At 66.2% G+C, this 24563-nt stretch carries 28 protein-coding genes and 1 tRNA gene; 9 read left to right on the top strand and 20 right to left on the bottom strand.

Features of this window, described 5'->3' with window-relative positions:
• Window positions 1-945, bottom strand: coding sequence for a cation diffusion facilitator family transporter (locus ABD53_RS01055; protein ID WP_047863863.1), 945 nt, complete (start codon window positions 943-945; stop codon window positions 1-3).
• Window positions 946-1063: 118 nt separating this feature from the next.
• Window positions 1064-1759, bottom strand: a complete 696-nt coding sequence (locus ABD53_RS01050) for a ZIP family metal transporter (RefSeq protein ID WP_200900238.1) — start codon at window positions 1757-1759, stop codon at window positions 1064-1066.
• A gap of 418 nt (window positions 1760-2177) precedes the next feature.
• On the opposite strand from ABD53_RS01050, the gene ABD53_RS01040 reads away from it, so the two are divergent.
• The gene (locus ABD53_RS01040; RefSeq protein ID WP_047863861.1) at window positions 2178-3215 is read left to right on the top strand and encodes an AI-2E family transporter; all 1038 of its coding nucleotides are present in this window, start codon (window positions 2178-2180) and stop codon (window positions 3213-3215) included.
• On the opposite strand, the gene ABD53_RS01035 is transcribed toward ABD53_RS01040, so the two are convergent.
• The gene (locus ABD53_RS01035) at window positions 3212-3676 is read right to left on the bottom strand and encodes an NUDIX hydrolase (RefSeq protein WP_047863860.1); all 465 of its coding nucleotides are present in this window, start codon (window positions 3674-3676) and stop codon (window positions 3212-3214) included. The genes ABD53_RS01040 and ABD53_RS01035 overlap by 4 nt on opposite strands.
• 178 nt (window positions 3677-3854) lie before the next feature.
• Between ABD53_RS01035 and ABD53_RS01030 the strand changes: the two genes are divergently transcribed.
• The 3 genes from ABD53_RS01030 to ABD53_RS01020 all read left to right on the top strand — a co-directional run bounded on the left by ABD53_RS01030 (window position 3855) and on the right by ABD53_RS01020 (window position 6475).
• Window positions 3855-4481 carry a class I SAM-dependent methyltransferase gene (locus tag ABD53_RS01030; protein WP_047864122.1) on the top strand — a complete coding sequence of 209 codons (627 nt, stop codon included), beginning with the start codon at window positions 3855-3857 and terminating at the stop codon, window positions 4479-4481.
• A gap of 5 nt (window positions 4482-4486) precedes the next feature.
• Complete coding sequence (locus ABD53_RS01025; protein ID WP_053057528.1) at window positions 4487-5341, top strand: DUF429 domain-containing protein; 855 nt, start codon at window positions 4487-4489, stop codon at window positions 5339-5341.
• Window positions 5342-5461: 120 nt separating this feature from the next.
• The gene (locus tag ABD53_RS01020) at window positions 5462-6475 is read left to right on the top strand and encodes a Gfo/Idh/MocA family protein (RefSeq protein WP_047863859.1); all 1014 of its coding nucleotides are present in this window, start codon (window positions 5462-5464) and stop codon (window positions 6473-6475) included.
• 39 nt (window positions 6476-6514) lie between these two features.
• Here ABD53_RS01020 and ABD53_RS01015 read toward each other — a convergent pair whose 3' ends face one another.
• From ABD53_RS01015 to ychF, 6 genes are all read right to left on the bottom strand, one after another.
• Window positions 6515-7882 (bottom strand): mercuric reductase, encoded by a 1368-nt coding sequence (locus ABD53_RS01015; RefSeq protein WP_047863858.1) that lies wholly within the window; start codon window positions 7880-7882, stop codon window positions 6515-6517.
• Window positions 7883-7915: 33 nt separating this feature from the next.
• Entirely contained in the window at window positions 7916-8095 is a 180-nt protein-coding gene (locus tag ABD53_RS16735) for a hypothetical protein (protein ID WP_152670515.1), read from the bottom strand.
• 205 nt (window positions 8096-8300) lie between these two features.
• A complete protein-coding gene (locus ABD53_RS01005) occupies window positions 8301-9002 on the bottom strand; it encodes a DUF6391 domain-containing protein (protein WP_053057527.1) in 702 nt (233 codons plus the stop codon).
• A 143-nt stretch (window positions 9003-9145) separates the two neighbouring features.
• Window positions 9146-9379, bottom strand: a complete 234-nt coding sequence (locus ABD53_RS01000) for a hypothetical protein (RefSeq protein ID WP_047863856.1) — start codon at window positions 9377-9379, stop codon at window positions 9146-9148.
• A gap of 18 nt (window positions 9380-9397) precedes the next feature.
• On the bottom strand, window positions 9398-9817 hold the full coding sequence (locus ABD53_RS00995) for a glycine/sarcosine/betaine reductase selenoprotein B family protein (protein WP_053057526.1): 420 nt from the start codon (window positions 9815-9817) through the stop codon (window positions 9398-9400).
• A 12-nt stretch (window positions 9818-9829) separates the two neighbouring features.
• Window positions 9830-10912 (bottom strand): redox-regulated ATPase YchF, encoded by a 1083-nt coding sequence (gene ychF, locus ABD53_RS00990; protein ID WP_047863855.1) that lies wholly within the window; start codon window positions 10910-10912, stop codon window positions 9830-9832.
• 154 nt (window positions 10913-11066) lie between these two features.
• Here ychF and ABD53_RS00985 point away from each other — a divergent pair, with 154 nt between their 5' ends.
• Entirely contained in the window at window positions 11067-11591 is a 525-nt protein-coding gene (locus tag ABD53_RS00985; RefSeq protein ID WP_047863854.1) for an iron-sulfur cluster assembly scaffold protein, read from the top strand.
• Between the two features lie 146 nt (window positions 11592-11737).
• Here the strand turns inward: ABD53_RS00985 and ABD53_RS00980 are convergent, their stop codons facing one another.
• The 6 genes from ABD53_RS00980 to ABD53_RS00955 all read right to left on the bottom strand — a co-directional run bounded on the left by ABD53_RS00980 (window position 11738) and on the right by ABD53_RS00955 (window position 15820).
• On the bottom strand, window positions 11738-12199 hold the full coding sequence (locus ABD53_RS00980) for a hypothetical protein (protein WP_047863853.1): 462 nt from the start codon (window positions 12197-12199) through the stop codon (window positions 11738-11740).
• 43 nt (window positions 12200-12242) lie between these two features.
• Window positions 12243-13676, bottom strand: a complete 1434-nt coding sequence (locus tag ABD53_RS00975) for a hypothetical protein (protein WP_152670514.1) — start codon at window positions 13674-13676, stop codon at window positions 12243-12245.
• 2 nt (window positions 13677-13678) lie between these two features.
• Complete coding sequence (locus tag ABD53_RS00970; RefSeq protein ID WP_047863851.1) at window positions 13679-14299, bottom strand: PilW family protein; 621 nt, start codon at window positions 14297-14299, stop codon at window positions 13679-13681.
• Window positions 14296-14736, bottom strand: coding sequence for a type IV pilus modification PilV family protein (locus ABD53_RS00965; RefSeq protein WP_152670513.1), 441 nt, complete (start codon window positions 14734-14736; stop codon window positions 14296-14298). The genes ABD53_RS00970 and ABD53_RS00965 overlap by 4 nt, the downstream gene beginning before the upstream one ends.
• Entirely contained in the window at window positions 14723-15340 is a 618-nt protein-coding gene (locus ABD53_RS00960) for a pilus assembly FimT family protein (protein WP_047863849.1), read from the bottom strand. Before ABD53_RS00960 ends, ABD53_RS00965 begins: the two co-directional genes overlap by 14 nt.
• 96 nt (window positions 15341-15436) lie before the next feature.
• The gene (locus ABD53_RS00955) at window positions 15437-15820 is read right to left on the bottom strand and encodes a VOC family protein (RefSeq protein ID WP_047863848.1); all 384 of its coding nucleotides are present in this window, start codon (window positions 15818-15820) and stop codon (window positions 15437-15439) included.
• 118 nt (window positions 15821-15938) lie between these two features.
• Here ABD53_RS00955 and ABD53_RS00950 point away from each other — a divergent pair, with 118 nt between their 5' ends.
• Window positions 15939-17558, top strand: a complete 1620-nt coding sequence (locus ABD53_RS00950; RefSeq protein ID WP_160309590.1) for an AarF/UbiB family protein — start codon at window positions 15939-15941, stop codon at window positions 17556-17558.
• 57 nt (window positions 17559-17615) lie between these two features.
• Window positions 17616-17688, top strand: a tRNA-Arg gene (locus ABD53_RS00945).
• Between the two features lie 9 nt (window positions 17689-17697).
• On the opposite strand, the gene ABD53_RS00940 is transcribed toward ABD53_RS00945, so the two are convergent.
• On the bottom strand, window positions 17698-18579 hold the full coding sequence (locus tag ABD53_RS00940) for a biotin--[acetyl-CoA-carboxylase] ligase (RefSeq protein ID WP_053057525.1): 882 nt from the start codon (window positions 18577-18579) through the stop codon (window positions 17698-17700).
• A gap of 315 nt (window positions 18580-18894) precedes the next feature.
• Between ABD53_RS00940 and ABD53_RS15535 the strand changes: the two genes are divergently transcribed.
• Window positions 18895-19530 (top strand): hypothetical protein, encoded by a 636-nt coding sequence (locus ABD53_RS15535; protein WP_053057524.1) that lies wholly within the window; start codon window positions 18895-18897, stop codon window positions 19528-19530.
• A gap of 41 nt (window positions 19531-19571) precedes the next feature.
• The gene (locus ABD53_RS15530; protein ID WP_053057523.1) at window positions 19572-20483 is read left to right on the top strand and encodes a golvesin C-terminal-like domain-containing protein; all 912 of its coding nucleotides are present in this window, start codon (window positions 19572-19574) and stop codon (window positions 20481-20483) included.
• A 55-nt stretch (window positions 20484-20538) separates the two neighbouring features.
• Here ABD53_RS15530 and ABD53_RS00930 read toward each other — a convergent pair whose 3' ends face one another.
• The 4 genes from ABD53_RS00930 to ABD53_RS00915 form a co-directional block, all read right to left on the bottom strand.
• Window positions 20539-21258, bottom strand: a complete 720-nt coding sequence (locus ABD53_RS00930; RefSeq protein WP_047863846.1) for an SDR family oxidoreductase — start codon at window positions 21256-21258, stop codon at window positions 20539-20541.
• Window positions 21259-21333: 75 nt separating this feature from the next.
• Entirely contained in the window at window positions 21334-23598 is a 2265-nt protein-coding gene (locus tag ABD53_RS00925; RefSeq protein ID WP_053057522.1) for a DEAD/DEAH box helicase, read from the bottom strand.
• 20 nt (window positions 23599-23618) lie between these two features.
• A complete protein-coding gene (gene recR, locus ABD53_RS00920) occupies window positions 23619-24218 on the bottom strand; it encodes a recombination mediator RecR (RefSeq protein WP_047863845.1) in 600 nt (199 codons plus the stop codon).
• Between the two features lie 17 nt (window positions 24219-24235).
• Entirely contained in the window at window positions 24236-24562 is a 327-nt protein-coding gene (locus ABD53_RS00915) for a YbaB/EbfC family nucleoid-associated protein (RefSeq protein ID WP_047863844.1), read from the bottom strand.
• Window position 24563: the final 1 nt, after the last annotated feature.

The following is a 24563-nucleotide window of genomic DNA, read 5'->3' as shown; positions in this document are numbered from 1 at the left end:
TTAGACTCTTCTGGCCGGGGAATGCAGCTCGATGAACGTCTGCTGCGCCTCGGGCATCTCGGTGCGGATCTTGCGGGTTATGCGCTCTAGCAGGTCCTCGATCTGGTCTGTCTCTAGCTCGTCGGCGAGGTGGACCTCGGCGTTTACGAGCACGGAGTTGGGGCCCAGGTGCATCGTTATCAGGCGGAGCACCTCCCGGACCTCGGGGAAGGAGCGCACGATCTCGTGCAGGCGCTCGCGGTCCTCGGGGAGCATGGACTCTCCGAGCAGTAACGCGCGCGAGTCCGTGCCGAGCTCCCAGGCGACGAAGATGAGCACAATCCCCACCCCTATGGAGGCGAGCCCGTCGTAGATTTGGTTCCCGGTCGTCTGGGTCAGAAAGAGCCCGGCGGCCGCGATGACGAGCCCCGTTAGCGCGGCGGCGTCCTCGTACAGCGGGACCTTTAGCGTCGTGTTGCGCGTGACCCTGAAGTAGCGCCAGAATGTGCGGCCCTCGCCAGCGGCTGCGTGCCGGAACTCCCGGACGGCGACCGCCAGAGCCCCCAGCTCGAAGACGAAGGCTATGCCGAGGACTATGTAGCCGATCAGAAACGAGCCGTGCTCCCCGCCCTCTCCGCCGATTATAGCGGTAAATCCTTCGTAGACGGAGAAGACCGCCCCCGCGATAAAGAGGCCGACCGAGACCAGCAGCGACCAGAAGAAGCGGTCCTTGCCGTGGCCGTAGGGGTGCTCCTCGTCTGGAGGCTTGCGGCCCAGGCTCAGGCTGACGTACAGGAACACCTGGTTTACCGTGTCGGCCACCGAGTGCGCCCCTTCGGCGAGCAGGGCGGAGCTACCAGAGATAAACCCGGCGACGAACTTCGCGACCGCTATACAGAAGTTGGCGATAAAGGCCGCGGTGATGGCCCGCCTCGTGCCCTGCTCTCCGTTACCGCTCCCCGCCACTAAGGCTCCTTGCGCTCGGTCGGGTTCTCCGGGATGCGCCGCGTGGCACGTCTGGCGTCCTCTCCATCCTACCTACCACGAGACACCGGACGATACTAGACCGTCACGGTCCGGGCGGCTACTGGGTGATCACGAAGGTGAGCAGAAATCCGGCAGCCGTCGCCAGGGCGACCACCTTACCGCCCTCGCTGTAGGCCTGGGGTAGCACGGCCTCCACCAGAGAGGCCAGGACCGCCCCGGCGGCCACCGCCCGGGCAAAGGCCAGGGAGGTCTCGCCAAGGCCCGCGAAGAGCGTGTTGCCCACGATCACCATCAAGGTGAGTAGCAGCGCGGTCGCCGTCCAGGCTCCTATGGCGAACTTCCGGGAACGCCCGGAGTTCCTCATGCCCACGGCCCCGCCGAGCGCCTCGGGCAGGTTGGAGAAGAAGATGGCCACTATAAGAGACAGAATCCCGAGGAAAGACTTGCCTATGAGCGCGACCCCGAGCGCGAGGTTCTCCGGGACGCCGTCGAGGATTATGCTGGCGAGCAAATAGAAGCCCGAGGTACCGCTAGCGTAGCGGTCCAGGAGCGCGGTAGCCCCAACGAAGAGCACCGCACCACCGAGTAGGCCGCCCCCGGCGAGCCACGGCCCCCGATACGGGACGCCTCCTCGAAGAGGTCGAAGGCGAGCGCCGTGATCAAGGCCCCCGCCGCAAACCCCAGCAGCACGGCTATGATCTTCTGCGAGGGGTTTTATGAATGCCCCTATGGTGCCCCCGATAACGAGCGCACTAGAGGCCACCACCCCGACTACGAGCGCGGTCAGAATCACCGCATCCTCCTCATACTCCTCTTAACAAGGTCTGCCGCCCCACCAGCGGCCAGAGCCACCCCACGGTAGTCTCTAACAATGAAGCCGGGCATTACCCTGCCTCATCCGAGCCTAAACAAGGTTTGGCGCTCCATCGTGGTATCCCGGCTATCACGGGACGGGCTGATTAGGCCGGTTGCGTTTGGGGGTACATCCAGATCCGCCGATACACTCGATGTTTCTACGGAGGGTGCAAGGGAGATGCGGGGTCGAGAGTATAGCCGGGTTTATCAGGATGGACGATTATGAGGGTTATGAGGGGTCCCTTACTGTCGAGTTCATGGATTCCGGGAGCCGGCAGCCAGCGGGTCAGCGTGAGGCTGTCATCTTTCGCGCCGGTGATGCCTGTGGCGAGACTCGTCCCCGGTAGCCCGGCGCGATGAGGGCCGCACTCACCGACAAGGGACTGCTCAAGGCGGTGCTCCTGGCGGCCGCGTTGTTGCTGGCGTACAACTTTCTGGCGACCGTCACCCTGATCGTGCTCCTGCTCGCCACCGGGCTCCTGTTTACGGTGGTCCTCTCGGCCCCGGTCGAGGCGCTGCACGCCAGGAAGGTTCCGAGGCCGGCCGCGGTCCTGATCGTGGTGGGTATCGTGCTGGCCGCACTCGGGCTCGGTGGCTACCTGCTGCTCCCGGCTCTCATAGACCAGGTAGCACAGCTAGTCTCGAACCTGCCCGAGGCCTTCTCGCGTCTGATGGACCGGGTGCGGGAGATCGCCCAGAGGCTCGGTATCGAGCTCGGGGGGCTGGGCTCGATCTCCTCGGGCACCGTATCGAGCATTGCGCGCCGGGTACTCGGCGGGCTCCTCGGGCTGTTCGGCGGCCTGAGCTCGTTGCTGACCGCCCTGATAGTGCTCGTATTCGTCCCGATCTACCTCGCCGCCGCCCCGGAGTCGGCGGTCGGCTGGTTCGTAAGGCTGTTCCCCCCGGGGCGCAGGGACAAGACCCGCCGGGTGCTCTCCGAGTCCCGGAGCAGCCTGCTGGGATGGCTCGAGGGCCGGCTGTTCTCCATGGCCGTGGTCGGCGTTCTGGCGGGCCTCGCCCTCTACTTCATAGGTATACCGGGGGCGCTCTTTCTCGGTGTCTTCTCCGGGCTGGTCTCGTTCGTCCCCATACTCGGGGCGATAGCAGGGGCGGTGCCGCCCCTGCTCCTGGCCTTCGCCGGTAACCCTCTGGACTTCGTGTGGGTGCTCCTGGCCTACGTGGTGATCCAGCAAATCGAGAGCAACCTGCTCACGCCGCTGGTGATGGGGGAGGTGGTCTCGCTGCATCCGGTAGTGGTAATAGCGTCGGTGACGGCGTTCGGGGCGGCCTTCGGCGTACTCGGGGCCCTGCTCGCGGTACCGGCCTGCGTGGTTGCAGGGGTGCTGATACAGAGGCTCTGGTTCGAGCCGCTCGAAGGGAAGGACGGAGCCTAGCAGGCCCCCGGCGACTCTGACACCGCCCTCTCGCACCAGCCGCGCACCTCGGCGTTGAGCGGCAGCTCGTCCCACTCGGCGGGTCCGTACCAGCCGGTGAGGGCCGCCCCGGACTCGGGCTTTATCGCGTGTGAGCCAGCCGGGACGGCAAAGTAGATGAGGTCTATGTGCTCGTGATCGGGCCCGATACGCTCCAGTTGCACCCCGGCGGGCCGGTGTAGCTGCCGGGGGTGGAGCGGCTCTTCCACGTCATCCCGGCGCTCGCCCGTCAGGGTAACGTCCACCCCGGTCTCCTCGGAGACCTCGCGCACGGCCGCCTCGTCCGGTAGCTCGCTGGGCTCTACGTGGCCTCCGGGTGGCAGCCACATCCCGAGCTTCGGGTGCCGGTGCAGCAACACCCTCCCCTCCCGGACCACGAACACCGCCACCGTGAAATGCCTGCCGCTCGCCCTCCAGTCCATCGGGCGGATTTTAGCGGCTCATCGCGCGACCCGCCGTCCCTGCCGCCACGGTGGCAGCCCACACGGAACCGCGGGAGAGGTACGGTAACATTGCGCCCTCAACCAGACTGCGCTCGACCACGCCCAAAGCGCCGGAGCAATAGGTAACGATAGAGTAGGAGCAACAGCCTTGTCCGATATGCCAGAGCGGATATACGAGAGGCAAGACGAGAGGCCGGACGCCGAGTTCTACGGCGTGCCGAGGCTGGTGAAGCACATAGACGATCGCGCCATCGCCGAGGTCACGGGGCTGTACCGGGAGTACTTGCCGCCCGAGGGGGACGTGCTAGACCTGATGAGTAGCTGGATCAGCCACCTGCCGGAGGAGGTGACCTACCGCCGCGTCTCCGGCCTCGGGATGAACGAGGAGGAGCTGCAGGCGAACCCCCGGCTCGACGACTACGTGATCCACGACCTGAACGAGAACCCCACCCTTCCATACGCCGAAAACGAGTTCGACGCGGCAACCATCTGCGTCTCCGTGGACTACCTGACCCGGCCCGTGGAGGCGCTGCGGGACCTAGGCCGCGTCGTCAGGCCAGACGGCCCGCTCGTCATAACCTTCTCCAACCGCTGCTTCCCGACAAAGGCCGTCTCCGAGTGGCTGCGCCGGGACGACAGTGGCCGCATGCGGCTCGTAGAGGAGTATCTGGAAGAGGCGGGTAGCTGGACCGGGGTGCGGCCCCTGGACCGTAGCCCCCGGCCTCCGTTCTCCGACCCGCTGTACGCCGTCGTCGCCCGGAGCGGCGCTCCGGCAGGCGATTGAAAGAATTGAAAGAATTGAAGGTCTACGGCGTGGACTTCACCAGCGCGCCCGGCAGACGCAAGCCGCTCGTGGCCGTGGGGTGTGTTCTCGCGGACGGCGTGCTGCGGGCCGAGTCCTCGGAGGAGATGACCAGCCTTGAGGAGCTCGCGGAGTTTCTTTGCCGGCCCGGGCCGTGGGCCTGCGGCCTCGACTTTCCTTTCGGCCAGCCCCGCGGGCTCGTCGAGGCGCTGGGGTGGCCGGAGGCCTGGGAAGGCTACGTGGCGGAGGTCTCCCGGATGGAGGCCCGGGAGTTCGAGGAGAAGCTGCGGGCGGACATGGCGACGCGGCCCGCCGGCAGCAAGCACCGTTACCGGCGGACGGACCGGCTCTCCGGCTCTGCGAGCGCGATGATGCTATTCCGGGTGCCCGTGGGCAAGATGTTCCACCGGGGAGCCCCGCTTCTCCTGCGCTCCGGCGCCAGCGTCGTGCCCTGCCAGGATAACGGTTCGAGCCGCCTCCTGTTCGAGAGCTACCCGGCCCTCGTCGCGCGCCGCGTGATCGGGCGCAGACCCTACAAGAGCGACGACCGCGCGCGCCAGAGCCCGGAACGCGAGCAGGCCCGCCGCGACCTGGTAGCCGGCCTCCTCCCGGATAAATCTGATGAGTCGGGTGACTCGGATAAGATAGCGGACGCCTACGGCTTCTGTATCCGGTTAGACTCCACGCTGGAGGAGAGGTTTATCAGGGAGTCCGCGGCGGACGGGCTGGACTCGCTGCTGTGCGCCATCCAGGCCGCCTGGGCTTACGGGAGGGCGGATCGCGGCGTACCGGAAGACTGCGACGCCGACGAGGGCTGGATACCGGACCCGGCCCTGATCTAGCCTCGCAAGCGACGCCACGCACCGGGGTCTTACGGGGAGAGACAATCCCGCGGTCTGGGAAGCGGGCCCTTACCCCGCCGGGTATCCTGTGACCACACGACGGATACCGGGAGGTTTTGCATGCAGGAGGAGTCCCCGCTGCGCCTGGGGATACTGGGCGCGGCCAGAATAGCCCTGGGCGGCATTATCCCGGCGGCAGATCGCTCGCCGGCGGTGGAGGTGACGGCGGTCGCCAGCCGGGGCGGCGACAAGAGGGACACGATAGCCGACGCCGCGCCCGGGGCAAGGGTGCTGGAGGGCTACGAGGCGCTGCTGCAGAGCGAGGACGTCGAGGCGGTGTACATCCCGCTCCCCAACTCCCTGCACGCCGAGTGGACCATGAAGGCCCTCTCCGCCGGCAAGCACGTCCTGTGCGAGAAGCCCTTCGCGCTGGACCCGGAGGAGGCCGCAGAGGCGGTCGAGAAGGCGCGGGGCTCCGGGCTCGCGCTGATGGAAGGCTTCATGTACCGCTTCAGCCCGCAGACGGAGCGGCTCGCGGAGATTGCCTCGGGCGGTGAGATCGGGACCGTCCGCCAGGCCGTCGCCGAGTTCGGGCACCGGCTCGACGACCCCTCGGACGTGCGCGGCGTGGGCTCGCTCGGAGGCGGAGCCCTCGGCGACGTGGGGTGCTACTGCGTCAGCGGCCTGCGGCTCCTGTTCGGCTCGGAGCCCTCCGGGGCCTCGGCCAGGGCCCGCTTCGACGGGGAGGGCTCGGACGCCGCGGATCGTGAGATCTCCGGCATCCTGGAGTTCGAGTCGGGGTTCGGCACCATCTCCTGCGGCCTCGACTCCGCCCGGCGCGAGAGCCTGACCGTCACCGGCACCGAGGGCCGGGCGACGCTGCGCGCCCCGTTCCGGCCAGACAAGTCGGGGGGTGAGATCCTGCTAACCCGCGGGGACGAGACCACCACGGAGACGTTCGAGCCGGGCGATCCGTACCGGCTGGAGCTCGAGGACTTCGCCGGCGCCGTGCGAGAAGGCCGGGACCCCGCCGTCGGGCCCGGCGAGATCCTGGGCAACGCCAGAGCCCTCGGCGAGCTCCTGGCCTCCGCCCGCTCCGGCGGCTCCCCGCAGCCGATACAGCCCGCTACATAGCGCCCGTTCCTACCGGACCCGGGGCGCTACCGGCCGTTTCTACGAGGCGACCGCGCTCTGCACGGCCTCGGCCAGGGTGGGGTGGGTGTGTACGGCGTCGCGCATGACGGTGTACGGCGCGCCCGCGTTCATCAGGTCCACGTACAGGTGGACGAGCTCGCCGCCGGAGTGGGCGAGCACCGCCGCCCCGAGGATCGTGTCGTCGGAGCGGTTCACGATCACCTTTATGAAGCCGGCGGTCTCGCCCAGTTCCTGGGCCTTGCCGTCGTTCGCCATGTCGAAGCTCTTTACCTCGTAGTCGTAGCCGGAGTCGCGGGCCTCGCGCTCGGTCATCCCGACGCGCCCGAGCTCGGGGTCGGTGAAGATCGCGTACGGCACCACCCGCTCGGTGGTGTGAGATCCATCGCCGGTCATCTGGGAGCGGATCACCCGGAAGTCGTCGTACGCGGTGTGGGTGAACATCGGCCCGCCCCGGATGTCTCCGGCGGCCCAGAGCCCCTCCACGGCGGTGCGCAGCCGCTCGTCCACCTCGACGACGCCGCTATCGGGTAGATCCAGCCCGGCGTTCTCAAGTCCGAGGTCGTCCGTGTTCGGGCGGCGTCCGGTCGCCACGAACACGTCCGTGGCCTGCAGCGTCTCCCCATTATTCAGGGAGAGCCTTACACCGTCCGCGTCGCCCTCCACCTTCTCGGCCCGGGCCCCGAGCCTGAACTCCACGCCCTCCTCCTCGAGCAGGCGCTGCAGGGCGTCGGACACGTCCTCGTCCTCGTTCTTGGCGACCCTTTCGGCGCTCCCGATCACGGTCACCCGGCTGCCCATCCTGCGGTAGAGCTGGGCCATCTCCAGCCCTATGTAACCGCCCCCGATCACGGCCAGGTGACCCGGAACCTCCTCGTGCTGCAGCCAGTTGCCGGAGTGGATGAAGTCCATCTCCGAGAGACCCTCGACCGGCGGCACCGCGGTGCGCGTGCCCGTATCCAGCACCACCTCCCGCGCCAGCACCGTACGGTCTCCGACGTTTACCCGGAAACCTCCACTCTCGCGGCCCTCGATCCTGGCCTGGCCCCAGATGAGCTCCGGGTTGTCCGTGTTATTCAGGCCCTTCTCGATCCCGCCGGTCTTCTTCTCGACGATCCCGCGCGCCCGCCCGAGCACCTTCGGAAAGTCCACCCCGACCTCCGGGACGGTGACGCCGAACTCCGCCGCGCGCCGCGCCTGGGCCGCAACCTCGCCCGAGGCTATCGCCGCCTTGGTCGGCGTGCAGCCGAAGTTCACGCACGAGCCGCCGAGGTGCTTGCGCTCGGCGAGCGCCACGCTCTTACCATCTCCGGCGAGAGAATAGGCCAGCGGTATCCCCGCCTGCCCCGCCCCGATTATCAGCACGTCGTAAGCCTGAGACTCTTGCACCTGTAACCCCTCTCTAACGAATTATCTCCAGCTCTACACTCCTGGAGATACTCTACCCTGAAATGGACGCCGCGTACCGCCACAGCGCCCGCCTCCGCCACGGACGCCGGTAACGGGCAAGATGAGCCCGGCGAAGATCGCGGACAGAAGCCCGGATAGCAGCCCGGATAGCAGTACGAACACCGCGGCGGCGAGCGGGAGGAGGATAGTCACTAACTCCAACCTCCCCGTCAGCCACCCGACAAGGTAGGAACCAGCGATGCCGGCGAGCGCCCAAAACCACCCACGAGCTCTGGACCGTATGCGGCGGAATTGCTCCAGTGGCATCAAACGGAGGCAGACGAGGAGCGTGGACCACAGGGCCAGAGCGGCCCCGAGCGCCGTTAGCAACCGGGGCACCACGTCCGTCCCGGTCTCGTTAGCGGACCGCGGCCCCGTCGTCGCGGATGATTTCGACGGCGTCCGGGTCGGTGTGGAACACCCTGACCTGTGCGGTGGAGGAGGCCAGCAGCATGCCCACGATCCCGGCCCGCAGCTCGTTGGGCTTGGCGGGCTCCACCCAGCCGACCTCGGCGTTTGAGAGGTCGTGCTGGGTGGTAACGAACCGCTGCAAGAAGAGACTTAGCGGCACCCGCAAAAGCAGCGAGGCCAGCATACCGGCCACTATCAGGAGGTAGAAGTTCAGCCCGAGGCTCATGCCCATGAGCAACCCGGTGGCTATAACCCCGATAAAGGCGACCGCCGCCAGCAGGTTCGCGGCGACGATGGTGGTGCCGCAGTTGCGGTGGATGGCGAGGCCCTTCTCGCCGTTCTGGAGCCGGCCCGCGGCCTCGCGGGCCGCGGAGTCCACCTCTTCGAGGTTGCGCACGCCCTGCACGTAGAAACCGTCGTCGTTCGAGAAGCCGTTTAGCTTGCGGCCCGGCTCACGCTCCATCATCACGGCTATGGTGGCGTGCTCCAGCGCGTGGTTGCGGCGCAGGATCTTGTTCCCGAACATCGTCTTTAGCTGCTTCGGATACACGAACAGGCTACCGACGGCCTGTATCGAGTACAGCACCGGCACCAGCAGCAGAAAGAAGATAAACAACATCGCCGCGAAAGCTATAAATACGAAAGCCACTTCTACCGTCCTCGCGAAAGGTATCTATTTCTCTGATTATACCGCCTCACCCCGGGTCTTCACCCGCCCGGATGATAGCTCTTTTACACTCTCCGCGATAGCCCCGAAAAGGCTCCCGCCGCGGCCCTCCCGATTATCCCTGCTCACCGCCACTCGAACGGCAGCTCGTGCTCCCCGGTCTCGCTCGAAGCCCCGCTCAAGAGCTCCAGCGCGGATAGCGCGACCTCCCGGTGGCGGGCCCCGTCCCCCGGTCCGCCCATCGGGAAGTTATAGGGAAACGGCACGTAGGCGACCCTCGGGGCCGTCACGCCGCGCTCCACGGCGAGCGTTACGGTCGGTATGCCGCGCCGCTGTATCTCGCTGGCGACCAGCCCCACGGACCGGTGGCACAGCGGTCACGAGGGGGTAAGCAGCACGGCGTCCGCCGCATCCTCCGCGAGCAGCCCGGACACCTCGGGGGCCGTGCGCTCCTCGAGCCCGGTGGTGTCGTGGATCGCACCCATGAAGCTGAAGTGCCGCCGGTTGAGCCCCCCGACCACGCCCTCCTCGACCAGCCCGAGCATCGTCCACAGCGGAAATACGCAATCCAGGTCCTCACGGTGACTACTCCCAGAGCGGCGGTCGGCGAAGTAGGCGTGGGTCCAGGTCAGACCGTCGAGGCCGGGGGAGTCTGTCGGGATCTCGCGGTACGAGCAGTCTCCGGCCGGGTCGTCTATGTCGAAGCGGTCATCCTCGGGGAGGTGGACGCCGCCGGTGGTGACGAGCGCGATCCGGGCTTCGGAGAGCGGCTTGTCCAGCCTGGCGGGCTCGGTCATCCTACCCGCCCGCTAGACGTTGAAGCGGAAGATCATGGCGTCCCCGTCTTTTACGAGATAGTCGCGGCCTTCGAGCCGGATCCGGGCCTTCTCCTTCGCCCCGGACCACGAGCCGGCCTCGACCACGCCTTCCCAGTTGCCGGTCTCCGCCGCTATAAAGCCGCGCTCCATGTCCGAGTGGATCCGGCCCGCCGCCTGCCGCGCCGTCGAGCCCTCGGTCAGGGTCCACGCCCGGCTCTCCTTCTCGCCGGTGGTGAAGAACGTGATAAGCCCGAGCAAACTGTACGCCGCCCGCACGAAGCCCTCGAACCCGGTGGACTCCACGCCGAGCATCTCCAGATACTCCCGCGCCTCCTCCTCAGGCAGCTCGGCCACCTCGGCCTCCAGCCCCGCCGACAGCCTCACGGACTCCGCCCCCTCGCGGGCGGCCAGCTTCTCGACCGTGGCGCTGTGGGTGTTTCCCTCGGCCACCGAGGTCTCGTCCACGTTCGCCACGTACAGAACGGGCTTGGTGGTTATGAGAGAGTCCAGCGCCTCCCACAGGACGTCGGTCGCCTCGAAGGTGCGGGCGGGCTCCCCGGCAAAGAGGTGCTCCCGCAAAGCCTCCAGCCCGGCGGCCTCCTGTTTGATCTTGGTGTCGCCGCTCTTGGCGGCCTTCGTGGTGCGCTCCAGCCGCCGCTCGACGGTGCCGAGGTCGGCCAGCAGAAGCTCGGTCTGAATGATCCCGGCGTCCGCCTCCGGGTCCACCCGACCGCCGACGTGGACCACGTTCTCGTCCTCGAAGCAGCGCACGACGTGCGCGATAGCCTCGCACTCCCGGATGTGCCCGAGGAACTGATTACCCAGACCCTCGCCGCCGCTCGCCCCCTCGACGAGCCCGGCGATGTCCACGAAGTCCACCGTCGCCGGTACGACGCTGCGGCTGCTCATCGTATCCGCCAGCGCGCGCAGCCTCTCGTCCGGCACCTCCGCGACCCCGAGGTTGGGGTCTATGGTGGTGAACGGGTAGTTCTGGGCTTCCGCGCCCGCGCTCGTCAAGCTGTTGAATACAGTGGACTTGCCGACGTTCGGCAGCCCGACTATTCCTACCTTCATGCGGGCTATTGTATCAACTCGTAACACAACGTGAGGTCCTGCTACGGCTCGCCGGGCGTGCGTTAATATAGAAGCTCTCAGGAGTTGCAAAAAAGCGGTGGGATCAGAGCTTCGGCGAGGGCAGGGAGAGCAAGAAGAAAGCAGGAGGCACGGCGTGGACCGGCAGATGCAGATTCAGATACTCTTGGACCACTACGAGCGGCCGCGGAACAAGGCCGTGATGGACGCCCCCGACGTGCAGATGCCGGGCGGTAACCCCGGCTGCGGCGACGTGGTGACCATGTACGTCAAGGGCGGCGAGGACGACGCGCACCTGCACGACGTCTCCTTCGAGGGCGAGGGCTGCACCATCAGCATGGCCGCCGCCAGCATGCTCATGGAGCAGGTACACGGGGAGGATCTCACGATGGACGAGATCTTGGAGCTCGACTACCACGAGATGATCGAGAAGCTCGGCCGTCAGGTGGTCGCCTCCCGCCCCAAGTGCGCCACGCTCGGCCTCGGCACGCTCAAGGCCGCGGTCCGCCGCTACCAGAAGGACCGCCAGCTAGCCGAAGCCGGCGTCACCCGGCCCGGACAGGAGCCCCGGGAGGAGCAGACCGAGGGCCTCATCTTCGGCGAAGGCGCGGGAGAGAAGGCGAAGGAAGGCTCGGAAGGACGTCCACCCGACGCGTTCTAGATACACCGCCCGGAGCAGCCGCCTCCCGGTACGCGGCGACTGGCGCTAGGTTGACGGCAGAGGCCGGTCGCCGACCGCTGATCGCCAGCCGGGGAGACCCCGCGGCCCTCCCTCTCCACGCCCTTCAAACCCCTCTCTTTCTCTCGCTATTCCCCCTTATCCTCCTCCTTCTTCGCCGTCCGCGACGCGGCCAGCACGGAGGATAGTACCAGGGCTCCGGCCTGCACGACCGCCGCGAAGGCGAGACCGGCGAGGATTAGTACCCACGCCTCCTGGCTGGAGACCTGCATACCCGAGAAATCACCCAGGGTGGACGACAGCTCCTCGAGCCCAACCTCCCGCACGCTCACGAGCGCCCCGGACGCCGCGCCGAGCACGAACACCGGCGCGGCCATCAGGCCACCGACGAGACCGGCCTTGCCCCCCTGCTGTTTCTCGTCACCAGCGGCAGCGGCCCGTCTCCCACACGCGATCCCGACGAAAACTGACGCCACGAGCCCGCCCAAAGAGGCCAGCACCAGAGAAGCCAGAAAGCCGGCCAGCCCTCCGATACCGCCCCACCTCATGCCTACCCGCAGCGGCCCCGAAACCTGTTGCTCTTCTTCCATGCTCCTATTCTAACGGTCGGGCAAGATAATGCCCGGAGCCCAACTACTCGTACAGTTCGCGCCAGCTCCACTGCTCGACGCCGTAGAAACCAGGGCGATTGGTAAAGTCACCCGCTTTCAGAGGAGCAACGGTGCCTCTGAGTATCATATCTCCGTCAGAGACGACGAACCCCTCGACGGTAGTGTTACCCCTACTTTTATAGAATCCGGTGTCCGTACCGTTTCCGGTAATTATCACGACTCCGTTGAAGCCATTAGAGCTGTTGGATATCTTGAAGTTACCGTCCTTGACGATTATTATACCTTCGGCCTTGTCACCCCCGGTATTTACCTTGTACTCACGGTCTCCCTTATCTCCCTGAGCATCCAAGAAGAAGACCGTCTGGTCGTCTGAGTCGCCCGGATAGTTTCCGTTGTCTATGTCTGCTGATGAGCTTCGGTAGTAGTTACCCTGTCTCTCGGCCTCTTCCCTAAGAAACTCGATGTCGAAGGTCTCATTGATGTCTTCGCTGGGTATAAACGGGTAGGAAATCTCAGAGTTCGTCTGTGGAGCGTCGGGCGGGTCCTTGCGGATAAACTCCTTGCCCGATCCTACACTGTCGGTCGTAGAATCGTAGTCGTAGATGCCGCCGGCCACGCTATCGCTGGGATCACACTTTTTACCGTCACAGATCACGCCCTCGGCGGCTAGCCCCGCCCCGTCCATGTCGTTGCCTGCCGCGTTCTCTCGCGGCTCGGTGTTGTAGTCGGAGGGCGGCTCGAACTGGGTGGTATCCCAGTCTCCGTAGATAGTGGAGGAGTTGCGGTCGAAGCTCACGTTACCGCTCTGACTGCCCTCTATGTTTCCACCGGCGAAGAAGCTTACGCCGCTGACTTGAACGTTGCCGTTAAACTCTATGTTCTCGGGAGTGTAGTAGGCATTAGGAACGTTGAGGTTGGTCGTATGGTAGATTGCCTCCACCTTCCGCCGCGCATCTCCATTCTCCGAGTTGCCGGTAGACTCTATCTCGAAATACTCACGACTATCGGGGTAATTTCCTTGCTCCACCGGCGTAAACCCTTCTGTTTCCGTATCACTTTCGTTGGTGGCGGGCTCCAGCCAACGGATGCTTACGTCCACCTTCTTACCGTCGAAGTCGAGCGTCTTGCCGGCATCGGCATTCTCGCCCGATATGGCCGCATAAGACCAGTCTGACTCCGCAGCGTCCGCGCATGCGTTATCCTCGTTAGAAGTTCCTGCTACAGAGTCATCGTAGCTCTCGGCACAGGCGTTGGAGAGTAGCTGACGCTTGGCGGCCTCCACCCCGGCCTCGGTTGTCTCGAATGCCTCCTGACCCTGATTTACCTCGACGACGGCCTGGAGGTCGTTGCGGACGAAGACCAGCAGGCCTGCTCCCATAACGCCCACGATCACGATCAGGATCACGGCCAGACCCAACGCCACTCCATCTTCGTCTTTGAGCAGTCGCTTATCCACTGTTAGCTTCTGTTCCTCAAGCTGACTCTGGTGGATAATTCTTGCGTACGTGGAGGGTCTCCAGGCACTTTGATCTCAAGGCTGATACCGACCGCGACCACATCAGTCTCGTCTGCGCTGCCGGGCGTCAAGGTATCTCCGTTCTCATCGTAGTATGTAAAGCTCAGGTCCTCGACGTACTCCACCGCAGCCTGGTTAATCATGGCGGGAGAGTTAGACCTGCCTAGGGCGTCAGTGTCACTTTCGTCAGGCGTGTACACTTCGTAGCCTATGGTTTCGCACTCGGCGCTGCCGTCACTCTGGCACTCGATTGTCCTGTCTCCGTTAAGAGCGTTTCCGAAGACGATTTCGTCCTCCATCCAGGTATCTAGCAGCGTCTCGTCCGGGGAAGCCGGATCGGCCTTGTCGTACGGATAGGCGGCCCGAATCTCGCGCTCCATCTTGGCAAGCCCGATGCGAGCATTCTCGGTGGCTTCCGTCTTATCGTTACCGAAACTAAACACCCGTAGGCTCATGTCGAATATGGAATAGAGCGCGAACATCACGGTCAACATCATTACCATCGCTACCAGTACCTCAGGCAGAGTGAAGCCGCTCTCGTCTCTGACGATACCTCTTCTCAAACCGAACCATCCGCCAGGAGACCCGTCGTGGTGTAGGAGCTGTCGCCCCCATCCCACTCCACTTCTACCTTAACCTGCATCATGGAGTGGGCTCCAGAGACTTTCTTGATCTCGGAGTTATCGGGGCCCTGAAAGCTGACATACTCAGTCGTGACCTTGCAACTGCTGACCACGCCGGGCGTGTCGCAGCTAGTCGAGCTTCCTGGTGAATACTTCGTAACCACACTCTCATAAGGGAGAGCCTTGATTTCCTCTAACTGCTCCGTGGCCGCGGCCCGTGCCGTGTCGTAGTTGCTGCCCAGAACGGCGGACCGCAGCCCCGCATCGAACATGGAGACCATCGGGATTATCGCGAGCGAGAGCAGCAGAATCGCGACCACGACCTCGATCAACGAGTAGCCTGTTTCCTCTCCGAGCTTTTGTCTAACAGTCCTCATCCTTGACCTTCACCCTCGAAGTAGCGGACAGGACTGTGGTCTTGAGTTCTGGATCTCCATCAACGGTTACGCAGGCGGAGCCGCTTACGCCCGGGTAGGTCCACGCGCTGCCGTCAGAATTGAACTCGAAGCTCAAAGTGGAGGTAGCCGAACCATTGGGTTCGGGGTCTACGTACCCAGTGGAGTAGTCAGCGTCGCCCTGGTCATCGTAGGTCTGGACCGCTTTCACGTCCCCCGGGAAGGTACGGGCTATAAACTTACCGGAATCTTCTGGCTGCGGGGTGCCACCGGAATCTTCGTTATACGGCTCCTTCAGCTTTATCAGATAGTAATCTGGCCCATGTTGTTCGCCTTCGCGATCCTTAACGAGCACCACCCGCCAGTCCGTGAGCTGGTTCGTCGCTTTGGTGTGTGCGAGACGCAGATCGGAGGCTAGCTGGTTGGCGGCACTATCCACCCGGCGGCTCTCGATCACGCTGTTCCACAGGCTCATGGCTATGGCGATCAGGATGCCGAGTATGGCGATGGTCGTGAGGACCTCGGGCAGCGTGAAGCCGCGCTCGCCGCGGGCCCGCCTAAACTGGTTTCTGAGCCGTAACCTCATTACCCGAGTTATCGGGCAAAAAGGATGGGGGCTTTAGCCTCGGCCGCTCCCATAAAGCTCTGCCGGGGCTCCGGGAAAGCCTCCCGTACTTCCGGGCTAGCCGCGCTCTATGAACTCTATGCGGTAGCCGTCAGGGTCGCGGACGAAGAAGATGCGGGTGCTGCTGTTTCCCATCGCGTGGGGCTCGCTCTCGAAGTCCACGCCACCGGCTTCCTGGAGGCGCTGCGCGGTGGCGTCGAGGTCCTCCACCAGGAGGGCTATGTGACTGTAGCCCTCGCCGAGCGGGTAGGGCTCGTCGCGGTCGTGGTTGAGGGTTAGCTCCAGGCGGGGCTCGTCGTCGCCGGGGACGGAGAGGAAGGCATTGGTGGCGTCGTTGCCGATGGGGGCCTTGCGGGTGTACTCGAGCCCGATCTTGTTCGTGTAGAAATCCAGGCTGCGGTCGAGATCCAGCACCCGGTAACAGGTGTGCGCGAACTTCAAGACGGGCCTCCTTTTCGAGCCTCTCGGCGGCTCTCTATAACTCCACGTGCGGGGGCCATTCTAGCAAGAGCCGGAACGTAACCCCGGGTGGCGGCGACACTTTGCTATGCTCACCCCGATGGCTGGAGAGCGCATAACGAAGGGTCTCCCGGAGGGCGCGGCCCGCAGGGCGGCCCGTATCCTCCGGGTCGGGGCGAGCTACGACTTCGACTTCGTCGTGGGCCGCCGCTTACCCCTGCGCGGCCGTGGCCGGATGGAGCCCGAGGCCATAGGCCGCCGTCTCAGGCTATCCTTTGAGGAGCTTGGCCCGAACTTCGTCGAGTTGGGCCGCTTTGTCTCAGCGCGGGGGGATCTGCTGCCGCCGGGGGTCGTCGGCGAGCTGCGCAGGGCCCGGCCGGTGGTGGAGCCGCTGACGCCGGAGAGCGTGCGGGGCGTGGTCGAGGAGGAGCTTGGCGGCCCGCTGGAGCGGCTCTTCCCCGAGTTCGAGGAGACGCCGGTGCGTTCGGGGGTGGCGACCCAGTCTCACCGGGCGGTGCTGCCAGGGGACCGTCCGGCGCTGGTGGTCGTGGACCGGCCCGGTCTGCGGCCGGACCTGCTCGCCATGCGCCCGGTCGCGGACGTCGCGCGCCGCAGGCTCGGCGAGCGGCTGCCGCTGGACCCTACTGGCATCGTAGCGGACTTCGCCGCCCACATGAACCACCGCCGCGACATGTACGCCGCCGCCCAGAACGCGAGACGCCTCCGGGAGCTTGAGGGTACCGGGCTCCGGGTGCCCCGGAGCTACCGGGACTACTCGACCGAACGCGTCATCACCTTCGAGCGCCCCGGGGTGGCCGCGCCGGACGGCGGAGGGTACCCGGAGGCGGGACGGGCCCTGATCCGGCTCGCCCTCCTCGAAGGCTACTCCCTGGCCGACCTCGTCCCCGAGAGAATCGCCGTGGACGCGGACGGCGTCCTGTGGCTGGCCGATCCCACGGAGATGCTCACGCTCGACCCGGAGAGGATGCGGGGCGTGGCGGAGGTGCTGGCGAGCGCCCGGCGCGGGGACGCGGACGGCGTGATCCGGTCCCTCCCGGCCACCGGCGCGTCCGTCCCGCGCGAGACGAGCGAGCTGCGCCGGAGCCTGCGCGGCGTCCTGGGCTCGCTCGGCGGGCCGCTGTGGGCGGAGAACACGCTGGCCGAGACGCGGGACCGCTCGCTCGAAGCCTGCCGCCTCGGCGGCGTCCGGCTCTCCGGAGAGGTCGCGCTCATGGCGGACTCACTGGTACAGGCCGAGGCCCTACAGCGCGACCCTCCGGCCGGCGACCAACCAACCGGCGGAGAACGGACCGGGATAACCGCGGCCGCCGGAGCGGCGGATGATCTGGTCTCCCGCTACCGGGACCCGGCGTACGTCGCCTCCCGTACCGCGCGGGGCCTGGCCCAGCCGGACGCTTACGCCGACTACCCGCGCCAGCTTCACTCGCTGCTGAACGAGCTCAAGGATGGCGAGATCGAGGTCCGCTTCCAGCACCGGGGCATCAACGAGCTGATCTCGAAGGTAGACATCCTCGCGAACCGGCTCGTGCTCGCCCTCCTCATAGCGGCGCTCGTGGTCGGCTCCTCGCTGCTCGGCGTCTTCAACCAGAGCGGCCTCGTCCTGCTCGGCGTGAACATCTTCGGCCTCGTGGGCTTCGTGTTCGCAGCCGTGCTCGGCCTCGCCCTGATCGTCGGCATCATACGCTCAGGACGCCTGTAGCTCATCTCACTCTGGCTGGAAGGTCGCCCTACTCTAAGATAGACTAATCAAGTTCAAGCGCCTGTAGCTCAGGGGATAGAGCAACGGTTTCCTAAACCGTGGGCCGGAGGTTCGAATCCTCCCAGGCGCACCCCCCGGATCATATTTCCCGTCTGAGACGCTGAACATCGCCCTCGAAGACCTCCACCTTGCCTCGCGGGCCCTGGATTATCAGGGCACCCCCGGGGGTGAGGTCCACCGCCCTCCCCTGTATCTCATTTCCGAAGCTCTGCACGCGGACGCGCTCGCCGATGGTGCAGTCGAGGGCCTTCCAGTCGTCGAGTATGGCCGCGAAGTTCCCGGTGACGCGCGAGAGCTCGTGGTCGAGGCGGGAGAGGATCTTGGCGAGCAGCGCCAGGAGATGCACCTCCCCGCCGAGCTCCGAGCTGACCGTCGCCGCCTCGCCGGGCTCCACGCCGAGATCCACGGGATCTAGGTTAGCGTTCAGGCCGACACCGAGCACGACGTGGTCCACCGGACGGCCGCCGGGGTCCTGGGCGACGGCCCGCCCGGAGCGGCCGGAAGCCTCCCCGACGCTCGACTCGGCGAGGATGCCGCAGATCTTGCGTCCCCCCTCCTCTCCATCCGGGTCCACGAGCAGGTCGTTGGGCCACTTGATGCGCGCCTCGACCCCGAGCTCCCAGAGGGCTTTCGCCACCCCGACGGCGGCGGCCTGGGTAACCCTGTACGCCTCTCCGGCGGTGAGATCCGGGCGTAGCACCACGGACATCCACAGCCCGCCGGCGGGAGACCCCCACACCCGGCCTTGCCGCCCCCGGCCCCCGGTCTGGACGCCGCAGACGACCAGCGTGCCGTGCGGCGCGTCCTCCGGTCCCGCGTGGGCGAGCTCCCGGGCCCGGCTCTGCGTCGAGCCCAGCGCCTCGTGTACCTCTACCTGGCGCGCCAGCGGGCTCCCGAGCCGCTCTATGCTGCCCTGGTCGAGGCCGCTCCCCGGAAAGGTCTCGTCGTGCGCCTCGCCCAACTCGCCTCCTATCTCGTCGCCTGGATCTCGGACTCGACATTATGCGGGATTGTGCGGGAGACGCTCCCCTTACCCACAGGATGCGGCGCTTCGGCACGACACCGCCTGAAATGGTGCTCTTGCAAGGTTTATGTACGACATGTCGTGCCTGTTGCGGCGGGGCGGTCGGTATGGCTTAAAATATACATTGTATGTGACGAAGAGGTACCTGAAGTAATGTGCGGGTAATGCGCGAGAGAGGCGGGGCGCAAGAGGGAGCTCCGGCCTTACGCGCAGTATGCAGAGAGCCACAGAAAGAGCCACAGAAGGAGGGGGATGAAGGACGAGTATCCCGGAGCAGGCTCCGGGGAGATGGAGCGTAGGGAATTTCTCAAGCTAGGCGGCGCCGGCCTCGCGGGGGCGGCCGTTATTGGGGGCGGCTTCGCCGGAGCCGGCCGCGCGCTGGCGCAGGACTCGGGAGGCGGCTCGCTCCGCCGGGAGTTCGAGAAGGCGGCCACAGAGTACAACGTGTCGGTCAAGGTGCTCATAGCCATGGGCTACGTAAATACCCGCTGGGAGATGCCCCCGCCCCGGACCAACGCCTACGACCCCGGAGAGAGCGAGGGCCGGGGGACTTACGGGATCATGGCCCTGGTAAAGAACCCGACCACGGATACCCTGGGCGACGCCGCCAGCTTGACGGGGCTCCCGGAAGGGACGCTAAAGACGGACCGCGCCGCGAACATCCTCGGCGGGGCCGCTCTCCTGGCGGAGGCCTCGGAGCCGGTGCCCGAATCGCTAGACGGACTTACCGAGGACCTCGCCGCCGTAAGGAGAGGCCTGAACGGGAGCGCGGTGGCCGGCGTGGGGGCTGGAGAGCTCTACGTGGAGCAGGTAATACAGACCCTGCAAAGCGGCGCCTCAAAGGCGATCAGCACCGGCGAGCGGGTTACGCTGGCTCCCGTAGGCTAGGAAACCCGTAGGCTCATCAGGTCCAGGAAGGTAGGAGACTAATGGCTAAAGAACCCTCCACAGTATGGTATCCGGCACACCCGAACAACTTTACCTCCGCTAATCGCCCGGCCTCCGACCCGATAGACTGGGTGGTCATCCACGTTACCCAGGGCTCGTGGTCCAGCGCCCTGAACTGGTTCCAGAACCCGAGCGCCGGCGTGTCCGCCCACTACACCGTACGGTCCTCGGACGGGAAGCTCGGGCAGTCGTTGAGTGAGCTAAACATCGGCTACCACGCGGGCAACTGGACGGTAAACCGGAGGAGCGTGGGCATAGAGCACGAGGGATACGTCTCGGACCCTAGCTGGTTTACGGGCGCGATGTACCGCTCCTCCGCCCGGCTAACCGCGTACCTCTGCGACCGGTTCAACATACCGGCGGACCGCGATCACATCTTCGGCCACAACGAGGTGTCCGGCGCGTCCCACACCGACCCGGGCCGCTACTGGGACTGGAACAAATACCTGGGGTACGTCCGGGATTTCTCGGGCTCGGCCTCCGGCGGCTACGAGCAGATAGTGGACAACGCCTCAGGACGCTTCTCCGCGTCCAGGGGCTGGAAGGCGAGTAGCTGGAGCGGCGAGAGGTATGGCAAGAACTACCGCTACACCAAGCCCGCCGCCAGGAACGATACGGCACGCTACAGGTTCAAGGTGCCCTCCACGGGGAGATACGAGGTGCAGGCCTGGTGGCCCTCGACCTCGGGCTACAACGCCTCGACCCCCGTCGGGATAAACACCACCTCCGGGCTGGAGTGGGTCCGGGTGGACCAGCGTAGGAACGGCGGCGAGTGGGTAACCCTGGGGACATTCGAGATGGCCGCCGGGGACCGCGAGAACGTCCGCGTCTCGCGCTGGACCGGCGGCAAGGGATACGTGGTGGCGGACTCCGTGAGGATTGTATCCGCCTGAGTAGCACGAGAGGGAGGGCCGGTCCAGGACAGTCCTCCCTCTCTTTCCCGGAGGCCTACCAGGGGATCTGACGCCGGTCCCGGAAGAAGCCGCCGGTCGGGCCGTTCGCCGGTAAGGTGGCGGCCCACACCGGCGTCTCCGCGCCCTCCTCCACGGGCCGGGAGGCGTTCGAGCCTCCCATCCCGGTCTGGACCCAGCCGGGGCAGACCGAGTTTACGAGTATTCCGGTGCCGCGCAGCTCGGAGGAGAGGATGCGGGTAAGGGCGTTCAGGGAGGTCTTGGAGATCCGGTATGCGGGCGCGCCGCCGCCCATATCCTCCAGCGCGCCGAGGCCGCTCGACACGTTCACGATGCGCCCGTAGCCGTTCCGGCGCATCAGCGGGATCGCGGCCTGCGAGAGACCCCAGGCTCCCAGCAGGTTGATCTCCAGCGTCTCACGCACCACGCCGAGGTCTATATTCTCCCCGCTCACGCCCTTGTCCAGGGCGACGCCCGCGTTGTTTACCAGGATGTCCAGCCGCCCGAACTCCCTCTCAACGCTCTGTATAAGGTGCTCGATGCTCTCCTCGTCGGTCACGTCGAGCACACGCGGGCGGAGGTCGTGGTTCGGGGCGGAGATCTCGTCCACGGCCCTGCCGGCCTTCTCCTCGTCGCGCGCCCCGACGAGGACGGTGACACCCTCTGCCGCGAGACGCCGGGAGATCTCCAACCCTATCCCCCGGTTCGCGCCGCTAACGAGCGCCACCCTGCCTGTGAGGTCTCCAGATTCGGTCATCTTGTTCTCCCCTTTTCTTAGCCCTGCCGCCGGCCCGAATGGTACACAACCGTCGCCCCCACGGCCCGGAGCCCCCTATAGCGTCGGGTAGCGGTCCACCTGGCCGAGGGCGTAGCGCAACACCTGTACCGCGCCGTCCTTGGATAGCGGCTCGTTCCAGTTGCCGCACTTGGGCGACTGTATGCAGCCCGGGCAGCCAGATTCGCACGGGCAGCGGGTGATGACGCCCAGCGTGTCGCGGGCAAGCGCCTCGAACTCCTCGTAGCCGCGCTGCGAGATGCCCACGCCGCCCGGATATCCGTCGTAGACGAAGACCGTGGGCAGCAGCGTCTGGCGGTGTGTCGGGGTAGAGAGGCCGCCTATATCCGAGCGGTCGCACATGGCGAAGAGCGGCAGCAGTCCGATAGTGCCGTGCTCGGCGGCGTGCAGGGCTCCACCGAAGCTCTCGAAGCTCACGCTCTCGCCCCGGGGTATCGGGGGGAGCGTGAGCCAGAGCGCCTGCGTATCCAGCGTGACCTCGGGCAGGTCCAGCGGATACACCCCGACCTCCTTCTCGTCGGCGACCTGCACCTTCTTGTAGTGGGTGACGGCGTCGGTGGTGCGGACGGCGCCCCGGCACAGCACGGCGCCGCCCGAGAGCTCCCGCCGCTCCTCTTCCTCGACTATCTCCACGTCGGTGTCGATGCGGGGCTTGGTGTAGTAGCGGCCCGTGGCGGGCTTTGCGAGGGCGCGGCCTTTCTCGAGGTCCAGGTCGTCTACCTCGTAGGAGCGGCCCCGGTGCAGGTAGGTAGCGCCCGGGTGCAGCTCGGAGGGCGCGCGGGAGGCCTCGGCGTTACCGATCACCTCCCCCTCCTCGTCGGCGATCATGACCGCAGCCGAGGAAGCCGAGCGCAGCGAGATGCCCGCCGCCGGACGGTCCCCGCGGGCGTACACGAGCCGCCCGCCGCTCCCGGCCAGCTTGCGCTCGTCCATCAGGCCCTTGGCAACCTCACGGTAACGGGGACCGAAGAACTCCTCGTCGTCGGCGTCCAGCGGCGCCTCGTGGGCGGCCGCCGCCAGATGCGGGCCGAGAATGTAGGGGTTCTCCAGCGTGACGCGGGCCGCCTCGACGCGGCGCCCCATCACCCGCTCGGGGTTCTCGAAGAGGTACTGGTCCAGGGCGTCCCGCCCGGCGATGTACACCGCGAGCGCCGGGCCCTCGCCGCGCCCGGCCCTCCCCCACTGCTGCCAGATGGAGGCTACGGAGCCCGGGTAGCCGCAGCAGACCACGGCGTCCAGAGCGCCCACGTCCACGCCGAGCTCCAGCGCGTTGGTGGAGACCACGCCGAGAAGCTCTCCCCGGAACAGCTTGCCCTCGATCTCGCGCCGCTCCCGGGGCGTGTATCCGGCGCGGTAGGGTGTGATCTTGTCCGCCGCGCCTTTGCCGAGCCGGTCGGCGGCGTAGCGGTAGATCAGCTCCGCCGCCTTCCTCGTGTTTGCGAAGGCGATGGTCCTCACCCCGCGCCCCACTAGCTCCGAAAACACGCCGGCCCCCTCTACGAGCAGGCTCCTCCGCTCGCCCTTCTCCTCGTCCAGAAGCGGCGGATTCCGAAACACTACCCGCCGCTCGCCGGAGGACGCGCCGTCGTTCTCTACGAGAGAGAACGGCAGGCCGGTAAGGGTCTCCGCCAGCTCCTGCGGGTTAGCGATGGTTGCGCTGGTCAGTACGAACTTCGGGTCTGCTCCGTGTATATTCGCGACCCGGCGCAGGCGCCGCAGCACGGCGGCGACGTGCGAGCCGAAGACGCCGCGCAGGACGTGCGCCTCGTCTACCGCTATGACCTCCAGGTTCCGGAAGAAGTCCGCCCAGGACTCGTGCGAGGGCAGGATGCCCATGTTAAGCATGTCCGGGTTGGTCAGGAGGACATTCGAGCGGCGGCGGAGGTCGGCGCGCAGCTCGCGCGGGGTGTCGCCGTCGTAGGTCGCCGGGTGCACGCGCTTCAGGCCGAATCCCCCTATCTTGCCGAGCTGGTCCTGGGCCAGAGCCTTCGTCGGGTACAGAAACAGCGCCCGGCTGGATCTGCTCTCCAGCACGCGCTGGAAGGCCGGGATCTTGTAGCACAGCGACTTCCCACTCGCCGTGGCGGTCGAGACGATCACGTTCTCCCCGGCGGCGAGGCGCTCGTAGGCCTCTACCTGATGGGAGTACAGCTTGCCTATCCCGATGCGGTCCAGCGCGGCGGAGAGGTCGGAATGAAGCTCGGGACGCTCCACCATGCTCGCCTCGCCCGGCGGCAACGTCGCCACCGTCTCGCCGATACTCTCGACGGTCTCGCGCGAGAGGGAGACGAGTGAGTTCATCCGGGGTTCATCTCGGGGATCTAGAGCTGGCGTCGTCCGGCGAAGGCGCGCCCGAGCGTCACCTCGTCGGCGTACTCCAGGTCGCCGCCGACGGGCAGGCCACTGGCGAGAGCGGTGACCCGCACGCCGAGATCCTTGACCTCCTCGGCGATGTACAGGGCCGTCGCCTCTCCGGTGGTATTGGGGTTGGTCGCGACCACTATCTCCCCGGTCCCCTCCTGCTTTACCCGGTCCACGAGCTCGGCGATACGCAGGTCCTCGGGCTCTATACCGTCCAGCGGCGAGAGCGAGCCCCCCAGCACGTGGTACAGCCCTCGGTACTCGCCGGTCTTCTCGATGGACCCGATGTCGTACGGGTCCTCGACCGCGCAGATCACGGCGGCGTCCCTACGCGCGTCGCGGCAGATGTCGCATTCTTCCTCCTCGGTGAGGTTGAAGCACCGCTTACACGGCCGAATCCTATCCTTCACCTCACGTAGAGCTTCAGCCAGCCCGTAGGCGTCCTCGCCGGGGCCGCGCACGATGTGGAAGGCGATACGCTGGGCGCTCTTGGGCCCGATGGAAGGTAGCTTTGAGAGCTCGGTAATGAGGCGCTCGACGGGCCTCGCGTAGGTCGCCAAAGGTGGTCCCGAGCCCCCTAGAGCCCGGGGATGCCCATGTCGCCGAGGCCGCCCGTGATACCGCCCATCTTCTGGGAGGACATCTCCTGGGCGCCGTTTAGGGCCTCGCTGACGGCGGCCTGCACCATGTCCTGTAGCATCTCCGGGTCCTCAGGGTCCATGACGCCCGGGTCTATCTCGACGGAGGTAAGCTCCAGCGCGCCGGTCACGGTGGCCTTAACCGCGCCGCCGCCCGCGGAGCCGGTAACGGTCTCCTTGGCGAGCTCCTCCTGGGCCTCCTGCATCTGCTGCTGCATCTGCTGGACCTGCTGCATCATCTTGTTCATGTCCTTCTTGCCACCCATG

Source organism: Rubrobacter aplysinae (genome assembly GCF_001029505.1).
Taxonomy (GTDB): domain Bacteria; phylum Actinomycetota; class Rubrobacteria; order Rubrobacterales; family Rubrobacteraceae; genus Rubrobacter_A; species Rubrobacter_A aplysinae.
This window is presented reverse-complemented; position numbering and strand designations above follow the sequence as displayed.